Origin of the sequence: Legionella tunisiensis (assembly GCF_000308315.1) — a bacterium.
Taxonomy (GTDB): Bacteria; Pseudomonadota; Gammaproteobacteria; order Legionellales; family Legionellaceae; genus Tatlockia; species Tatlockia tunisiensis.
On record NZ_CALJ01000243.1, the window covers coordinates 1 to 8,244 of the forward strand.

The window sequence follows — 8,244 nt, forward strand, 5'->3', positions numbered from 1 at the left end:
ATTTTTTAGATCATTTATTAATGACAACAACCGAAATGAATGGCCACTATTCTTTTCTTGGCCCATCAACCGCTTGTTTATTCATGAGCAAATTGGCATCCAAGGAACAACTGAAACCGAAAATTAAATCGCTTTGTCTGATTAGTCCTTATTTCTCTGCTCAACATAGTTTTGGAGAAATTCTAGAGTCACCAAAAAGCTTCTATGCTCAACTTGTGCTGTTAAAAATGCTCCTTCACAGTCAATATGCGCACGAGAAAAACGAATCTATTATGGGTGATATAAACATACTGAATCAAGCTATATCTTTTTGCTTTCGAAATAAAAAGAAGAAGAAATAAAAATAGACGTGCTGAAATTTATTAATCAAAAATCTCCACGAGAAAGTCCTTTATATTCTTTAGTCGCGCTTTTAGGAAAAAAGGATTTATCACCGACACAATAAAACCTTTTTTCTTGATATTTCAGAACGTGCTCAGTATAAAGATTATATTACAAAAATAGATGCTAGCGTGACCATTATTCACTCACTTCACGATGCGATTTTTTCCCCGCAAAACAGTGTTGAACTCTCACAGCATCTTAATAAATATCAGATAAAAAACAGCTTATTAATTACTAAATTGCTTGAACATGCTGATTTAAAATTTAAAAGCATTCTGAAAGAGGCAAAACCAATCGTTAATTCCTTAAATTATTTTTTAGTCACGCGCAAGTGAAATAATGCTAACTATATAGTCAATGCTGCTGTGGTATAGAGTTAGAATATTAAGGATGAATAAGTAAAAATGTCATCAAAAGTTATTTAAGCAGAGTGAAAAAATGAAAAGGCCACCCTTAGTTATTGCAGGCATTATTTTTAGCCTCACAGCATTGATACATCTTTTACGTTTTACATTACGGCACGAATTAGGAAGACTCAGTAATTTATGAACATCCCTCACCTCAGCTTGCCCGAGACTCTAACCAAGCAAAAAAAGCACTTACATTCGCGGGCAAGATACTCTATCTTGACGTTAAAAATAGCCCATGCTAGCTTTGAAAACGGTCAACTAAATAGAGTTAGTTATGGATCTTGTAAGCTTGGGAGTAAATTTAGTCAGTGGGCTGGTAGGAGGACATATTCTTGGTACTGCGTGGAAAGATAAAAGCCTGGGGGCACTAGGTAATTCTATTGCAGGCATTATTGGAGGTGCAGCAAGCGGTTATATCCTACAAGCAGTTGGGATTTTAAATGGTTTAGGCATCGGGGATATGTCTATTAACGCACTACTAGGCAACATTGGCTCAGGAGCAGTTGGAGGCGCCGTTTTAGCAGCTATTGCTGGAATAATAAAAAAATCGATATCTAAAGCTTGAAATATTAGCCAGTTGTAGCCATATTTTAACGCGCTAATTAAGAATTGCGAGAGAACTGTTGAATTCAGATTCGCGCAGATAACACACTCTCTGCTTTTAGTAAACCATCTACTAATTTTTCTTATTAGTCCTTGCTTTGAAGAAACATTCATCTTAATTTTTCATATTGCAAAGATAGTCTTCAATGGTACGAAAAGACAAACCTAATTTAACCGCAATCTGCTTTGCACTATAACCTCTTACTAACCAGTAAGCACAGTCCTTTTCTCGTGCCGTTAAATCAAGGCTATTAATAACATAAGAATTATCACCCAATAAAGCAGTAATAGGTGGAAACAAGCCTAAATCTCTAATTTGTTGTAAGGAGTAAATCAGTGAATTTGAATGCAAATTAAAACTAAAGCCAGCAGAACCAACCAATTGATTATTATGGTTAAACCAAGGGAATTTAATCGAAAAAATGCATTGATCACTTCCTTCATAATTTACTAAACGCTCTTCATAAACCTTGAGTGTATTCACTGTACAAACATCAGAGCTATTGCGCATTAACTGCAGTGCTGATTGTTTTTCAGCAACATCCAGTAAACAGCGCCCTTTTGAATCCTCTGCTGAATCAAATCCACAAAGCAAGGCTCCATATTGATTCATTAAATAGGTTGTGCTGTTGACATCAAGAAAATAGACACTCATAGACAGCTGCAGTAAATCAAATAAGTGTATTCTGGAAATAGGAGTTATTGTTTCCAATTGTTTAGGCAAAACTAGTTTAATCCCTTTTTTATAGGGAGAAACTCTCATTTCCTCATGCAAGGGACTTCTTGATTTATTCAATAACAACATAAAAGTGATTTTGTTACCGTAGGCGATACGGGGTTTATTAGTGATAAATCCAGTCTATATTCTGAATCTTCTTTAACTAGTATGTTTGAATGGATGTAATTATGGCACAAATAAACACTCTGGAAAATTCACCACTCGGTAAAAAATAGCCTACTCGAACAGTTATGATAAATCGCTCCTATTTAGTATCATGCGGCATGAGCAACACCAAGGAATTAAGATACCCCCAACACTGCCCTTTCAAGGTGAAGATATTTGGAATGCCTATGAATTTTCCTGGTTAAATTGTAAAGGCAAACCTGTTATCGCCCTGGCAACATTCATCGTTCCAGCTGAGTCGCCCCGTATTTTTGAATCTAAATCTCTTAAGCTTTATCTCCATAGTTTTAATGCCTCCAGGTTTCATAACGAAAGCGAAGTCAGTGAGATTCTGTGCAAAGACTTAAAGCGAAGCAGTAGGCGCCCCAGTGCTAGTCACTCTACAAAATTGGGAACACTCACCATTCACTACGATCATTTTACCCACAGGGATAAATATTGACCACTACGATCTTAGTATCGATCGTTATGCTTATACTCCTGAATTTTTGGAAACATCGCCTTTTTTGACAAGGAATTTCTTTATTCTAATCTGCTGAAATCAAATTGCCCGATCACCAATCAACCGGATTGGGCAACTATTTTTATTCATTATGAAGGACTCAAAATCAGACATGAAGGATTACTGAAATACATTATTTCACTAAGACATCATGATGAATTTCATGAACATTGTATTGAGCGTATTTTTATGGACATTCTCAACCATTGTAAACCAGAGAAATTACTCGTGTATGCACGTTACACACGGCGCGGCGGAATTGATATCAATCCTCAAAGAGCTACATCTGACTTTAGTTTGCCAGAAAATTTGCGCCTGCCCAGGCAATAAGGATTAAAGGAGGAGGCAATCGACAGATTGCCTCTCCGCTTAGAGTGTTTGTCGCAAATGAGGGAATAAAATGACATCACGTATAGAGGGGAATTAGTAAACAACATAACCAATCGATCCACTCCTATCCCTTCGCCAGCAGTCGGAGGCATACCATATTCCAACGCTTCGATGTAATCACTGTCAAAATGCATCGCCTCCAAATCCCCAGCATCTTTCTCAGCAACCTGTTTTTGGAAACGCTCTGCTTGATCCTGAGCATCATTTAACTCGGAAAAACCATTAGCAATCTCGCGTCCACCAATAAAAAACTCGAATCGATCCGTTACGTCTGGATCCTGATCACTACGTCTTGCCAAAGGAGAGACTTCAGTAGGATAACCAATGATGAAAGTAGGCTGGATTAGCTGGTGTTCAACGGTTTCTTCAAAGAGGATCATTTGCAGTTTACCCAAACCATCACTGCCCTTATAAGCAAATCCCAGATTATCAAGTAAGGCTCGACAACCATCAATCGTTTCAATCTGAGTTGCATTGAGTTCAGGATGATAATGTAAAATCGCTTCTTTAACGGTCATTCTGGAAAAAGGTTTTGAAAAATCAAGCAATTGTCCTTGATACTCTACTTTTCTCGTACCTATCACAACATCACAGAGATGGTGTAATAGTTGTTCAGTGAAATCCATTAAATCACGATAATCAGCATAGGCTTGGTAGAATTCCACCATCGTAAACTCGGGGTTATGACGGGTTGAGATACCTTCATTACGGAAATTACGGTTAATCTCATAAACACGCTCAAATCCACCGACCACCAGTCGCTTTAAATAAAGCTCAGGCGCAATACGCAAAAACATTTGCATATCCAGGCTGTTATGATGGGTCACGAATGGACGCGCTAAAGCACCACCTGGAATAGGATGCATCATCGGTGTTTCAACTTCCAAAAATTGTTGATTGTCCATGAATTGCCTTAAGGCTTTTATCAGTTTTGAACGCAATAGAAATGTTTGACGGCTCTCTTCGTTAGCGATTAAATCAACATAGCGTTTGCGGTAACGTACTTCCTGATCAGCCAGACCATGAAATTTGTCAGGTAAAGGACGCAGAGATTTGGTCAGTAATTCAATATATTCCGCATTAACCGTTAACTCACCAGTATTCGTTTTAAACAATTCCCCTCGAACCCCAACAATATCCCCCAAATCCCAATGCTTAAATTGCTCATAGATTTCAGGTAAATCATTTTGCCGCACATAGATCTGCAAACGTCCGGAAACATCCTGGATGTGGAAAAAACTAGCTTTACCCATAATACGACGCAAGACAATTCGTCCAGCAACAACAACTTTTACATGCTCTTCTGCTAAAACCTCTTTCTCAATATCAGCATATTGATTCATTAAGTTAGCAGCTAAATATTGACGACGAAATTGGTTAGGGAAATTAAAACCTCTACTACGCAAATCAGCCAATTTTTGTTTACGAATTTGGTAAACTTCACTCTCATCTAGGTGCTGTTCTTCTATCATGCTTCCCCTACTCCTGCTTTCAAACTTGCCACAATAAATTGATCTAAATCACCATCTAAAACTGCTTGCGTATTACTTGTCTCAACGCCTGTACGCAAATCCTTCACACGAGACTGATCTAATACATAAGAACGAATCTGCGATCCCCAACCAATATCGGATTTGGTTGCTTCCAAGGCCTGTTGCGCAGCATTTTTCTTTTGCATCTCCATCTCATAGAGTTTAGCGCGCAGCTGTTTCATTGCCTGATCTTTATTCTTGTGCTGACTTCTATCGGTCTGGCACTGTACAACTATCCCACTGGGAGCATGCGTAATACGTACTGCTGAATCAGTTCTATTAACATGCTGTCCACCTGCTCCGGAAGCACGATAAGTGTCTATTCGTAAATCCGCAGGATTGATTTCGATATCAATATTTTCATCAACCTCAGGCGAAACAAATACAGCCGAAAAGGAAGTATGTCGTCGATTGCCGGAATCGAATGGTGATTTACGTACTAAACGATGTACCCCTGTTTCGGTTCTTAGCCAACCATAAGCATATTCACCAGTAAAATGAATCGTAGCGCTTTTAATACCTGCTACTTCACCCGCGGAACATTCGATTAACTCTGTAGTGAAGCCATGATGCTCTCCCCAACGCAAATACATCCGCAAAAGCATTTCCGCCCAATCTTGAGCCTCGGTACCACCTGAACCAGCTTGAATGTCAAGATAAGCACTACTGTTATCCATCTTTCCGGAAAACATGCGTCTAAATTCGAGTCCTGCTACCTGTTGTTCAGTGGCCGCAAGCTCCGCTGCTACATCCGAAATAGCGCTCTCGTCATCTTCTGAACGCGCCAACTCAAAAAGCTCTGTTAAATCGGCTATGGATTGAGTTAATTTTTCAAGCTGCACAACCACAGATTCTAGCTGTGCGCGCTCGCGCCCCAAAGCTTGTGCCTGCTCAGGGTTATTCCAAACTCCTGAAGATTCAAGTTCACGAACAACCTCTTCCAAACGCTCGCGTTTAATATCGAAGTCAAAGATACCCCCTAAGCGCACTAATACGCTGCTCCAAATCAGCCAAACTAAGAGTGATTTGATTTACTTCTAACATGAGTACCCTATTGTGTTTTTATGAAAGGAGGCTATTGTACAATTAAAGCGAATTTCAGGCCATAGAATGACCATTTTTAATACCCAGACCCTATAGATAAGCCGCAGCGATCGAATGATCAGATTCTATCCAATTTTTCTTGCATTAACTCACTGATAGCATTACCAGTATTAAGTGTAGTTTTGGGCTCAACAAGTAGAACATAAACCTCTTCGTCGGCAACGGGTAAATGCTCAACGCCCTTAGGAATGATAAGAAACTCACCTTCATTAATATAAATGTCTTGATCGATTAGTTTTATTAGCAGCCGTCCTTTTACCACTAAAAATAATTCATCTTCATTATCATGTTTATGCCAAACAAATTCACCTTTAAATTTAGCCAGCTTAACCTGTGAGTCATTTAAGTCACCTACTATTTTAGGTGCCCAATGGTCGCTAAATAAGGCAAATTTATCGTTTAAACTTACTTTTTGTATAGTCATTTTCACTCACTTATTCAACTCTAGCAGATTCGTTCTCCTTTATTTTAATACTAAAAATTGTAAAAAATCGTAATTAATGGCCCCTTAAATCAAAAATAGTCTTTAAATGCGGTATTGTTAATACTAATTTAGAAATTTGCCAGAAGCGATATTTTAACTTATTATTGAATTATGATTAATCAAACTGAATTTATTTTATTCTTTAATAAATACAGTATACTGGAGACAAATTATGTCCACTCCTGAAGATGAAACAAGAAAAAAATGCGACAAATTGCTGAAGAAGCGGCAGAGGTAGCCAGAAAAAGACAACAGGCTCTGGAAGAAGAGAACACGAAATCTAAAAAACCAAAGCCAGAAGAGGAAAAACCGAAAAACCCATGGATTCTACCTTTAAAGTGGAAAAACCAAGTGACGATTGGGCTAAAATAGTAGAGGATTACCAGAAAAAATATAAGAAAGAACCCGAGGGACCAGCAAAAAACATACTTAGCTTTCCATCAGAAAAGGAGGCAATGGAATTTTTTGAATCCCAAGCAAAAGCAGAGCCACCTCGTGAATTCCTTATGCAAAAGCTGGAGAATGGTAAACCAGTTGATGATCATGTGTTTTCCTGTGGTAGTGGCCAGCTTTTTAGAGGAAGCTTAAAAGACCTTCAAACACAAGTGACACAAGCTTTAGCTGGTGAAAAAGATGAAGCGAAACGCCAAAAGCTCGAAGCCGGAAAAAATCTAATCGATCAAAGAGTGGCTGCCATGGAGAAATCAACCGATATGCGTGCCAAGATGGGAAGCATGAAAGAACAGGCGAAAGTAGAGCAAACACCGCAACAAAAAGAAGAGCACGGGCATGGGCATAGCCCTAACTAATTCCAATTGGTCCAAGTAATTAGCCTCTCCTCCAGGGAGGTTAACGTCTTTTACCCTGGATAATACCCTCCATCAGCACTTTGGACTATGCTTAGATAAATCACTCCAAGATCTCAGAAGATGATTAGACAATCAGGAACACAAGGATAGTGGGGAAAAACCATGTTAAATATCAATGTATTAAATATCAATCCAGATATCGTTTGTGCCTTAATTGAAAAAGCCAAAATATTTCATAGTAAGGAAGAGGTTACTTTCGGTGAAGAAATCCCCGATTCGGAATATGAATATGATTGGGCGCAGGTTTTAGCTGATCATCAAGATGATTTAACCTATCTTGAGGTTAGAACAACCATTAATGCCCTCGACCCCGCTCAAAAAATTGATTTACTCGCATTAATGTACCTGGGTCGAGGGGATTTCGATGCGAATGACTGGAGTGGAGCACACAAAGAGGCAAAAGCTCGCTTAGCTCCCAATTTAACGGATTATTTATTTTCCAAGCCGCTTATTGCGTCTTATTGGGAAAAATCCTTAGAGTTGTTGGGTTATTCCTGTGGGGAATGAAAGGCACGCTCTATCTCAGAAGGCCACTCGAGATCACCAAACAATGGCCCGAATACTGCAGTCCTCCCTAAAACACGGCTCCAAAATAAATTACCAAGATCAAAATGCCACCACTCATACTGGTAGGAAGTAAATCCTGCCTTATTCATTGCCTGGCTTAGTGAATGTCTTCTGTCTTTAATGCTTTTCTCTTCAACAGACAATTCACTCTGCAAATTAAAGTAATCTTTATGAGCTCTTTCTGTACAGTCATCGAAAGGTGTACCCATATCTAGCTCTTGACCAGTACTCATCTCAAACAAAGTCAAATCAATAGCACCACCACTTAAATGAGGTGAACAATAGCTATCACCTACTCGGCATGGTAAAGAGACATATTTTAACGTTTCATCATAGTTCTCTTGTTCTGTGAAATGCGAAAATTTACTACGTACCTCTTGCCTCATCCACTCAAAAAGTTTGGCCTGTACCGCTCTGGGTCTGTAAACATCCCAAACAAGAAAACCATACTCTGCCGGCAGAAAATTCAGAGCTTGCTGTAATCTGGCCAATACT

11 protein-coding genes and 1 pseudogene are annotated in these 8,244 nt (G+C 38.9%); 7 read left to right on the top strand and 5 right to left on the bottom strand.

Annotated features, from left to right (window positions below; translation table 11 throughout):
- Both BN58_RS34685 and BN58_RS14560 read left to right on the top strand, forming a co-directional pair.
- Positions 1 to 341, top strand: a 341-nt coding sequence (locus BN58_RS34685) for a hypothetical protein (protein ID WP_040916604.1), incomplete at its 5' end; no start/stop codon positions are given.
- Positions 342 to 1,068: 727 nt separating this feature from the next.
- Entirely contained in the window at positions 1,069 to 1,359 is a 291-nt protein-coding gene (locus tag BN58_RS14560) for a hypothetical protein (RefSeq protein ID WP_019217446.1), read from the top strand.
- Positions 1,360 to 1,512: 153 nt separating this feature from the next.
- Here the strand turns inward: BN58_RS14560 and BN58_RS14565 are convergent, their stop codons facing one another.
- The gene (locus BN58_RS14565) at positions 1,513 to 2,202 is read right to left on the bottom strand and encodes a helix-turn-helix transcriptional regulator (RefSeq protein WP_040916607.1); all 690 of its coding nucleotides are present in this window, start codon (positions 2,200 to 2,202) and stop codon (positions 1,513 to 1,515) included.
- Between the two features lie 190 nt (positions 2,203 to 2,392).
- On the opposite strand from BN58_RS14565, the gene BN58_RS34690 reads away from it, so the two are divergent.
- Positions 2,393 to 2,743, top strand: coding sequence for a tunnelling fold family protein (locus tag BN58_RS34690; protein ID WP_026069510.1), 351 nt, complete (start codon positions 2,393 to 2,395; stop codon positions 2,741 to 2,743).
- A gap of 183 nt (positions 2,744 to 2,926) precedes the next feature.
- Positions 2,927 to 3,133 carry a hypothetical protein gene (locus tag BN58_RS34695; protein ID WP_232220663.1) on the top strand — a complete coding sequence of 69 codons (207 nt, stop codon included), beginning with the start codon at positions 2,927 to 2,929 and terminating at the stop codon, positions 3,131 to 3,133.
- 39 nt (positions 3,134 to 3,172) lie between these two features.
- On the opposite strand, the pseudogene lysS reads toward BN58_RS34695, so the two are convergent.
- From lysS to BN58_RS14585, 3 genes and pseudogenes are all read right to left on the bottom strand, one after another.
- Positions 3,173 to 4,665 (bottom strand): annotated as a pseudogene (gene lysS, locus BN58_RS25850) (lysine--tRNA ligase).
- A protein-coding gene (gene prfB, locus BN58_RS14580) for a peptide chain release factor 2 (RefSeq protein ID WP_156812546.1) occupies positions 4,662 to 5,769 on the bottom strand; the annotation gives its coding sequence in 2 pieces (ribosomal slippage) (positions 4,662 to 5,693 and positions 5,695 to 5,769; 1,107 coding nt in all). Before prfB ends, lysS begins: the two are co-directional and overlap by 4 nt.
- A gap of 118 nt (positions 5,770 to 5,887) precedes the next feature.
- Complete coding sequence (locus BN58_RS14585; RefSeq protein WP_019217449.1) at positions 5,888 to 6,253, bottom strand: cupin domain-containing protein; 366 nt, start codon at positions 6,251 to 6,253, stop codon at positions 5,888 to 5,890.
- 264 nt (positions 6,254 to 6,517) lie between these two features.
- Here BN58_RS14585 and BN58_RS31055 point away from each other — a divergent pair, with 264 nt between their 5' ends.
- The 3 genes from BN58_RS31055 (at position 6,518) to BN58_RS14600 (ending at position 7,689) form a co-directional block, all read left to right on the top strand.
- A complete protein-coding gene (locus tag BN58_RS31055) occupies positions 6,518 to 6,685 on the top strand; it encodes a hypothetical protein (RefSeq protein WP_019217450.1) in 168 nt (55 codons plus the stop codon).
- Entirely contained in the window at positions 6,634 to 7,122 is a 489-nt protein-coding gene (locus BN58_RS14595; protein WP_156812547.1) for a hypothetical protein, read from the top strand. Before BN58_RS31055 ends, BN58_RS14595 begins: the two co-directional genes overlap by 52 nt.
- Positions 7,123 to 7,284: 162 nt before the next feature.
- Complete coding sequence (locus BN58_RS14600) at positions 7,285 to 7,689, top strand: DUF3775 domain-containing protein (RefSeq protein WP_019217452.1); 405 nt, start codon at positions 7,285 to 7,287, stop codon at positions 7,687 to 7,689.
- Here the strand turns inward: BN58_RS14600 and BN58_RS25855 are convergent.
- A partial coding sequence (locus BN58_RS25855; protein ID WP_019217453.1) for a M15 family metallopeptidase occupies positions 7,671 to 8,244 on the bottom strand: 574 nt, incomplete at its 5' end. The genes BN58_RS14600 and BN58_RS25855 overlap by 19 nt on opposite strands.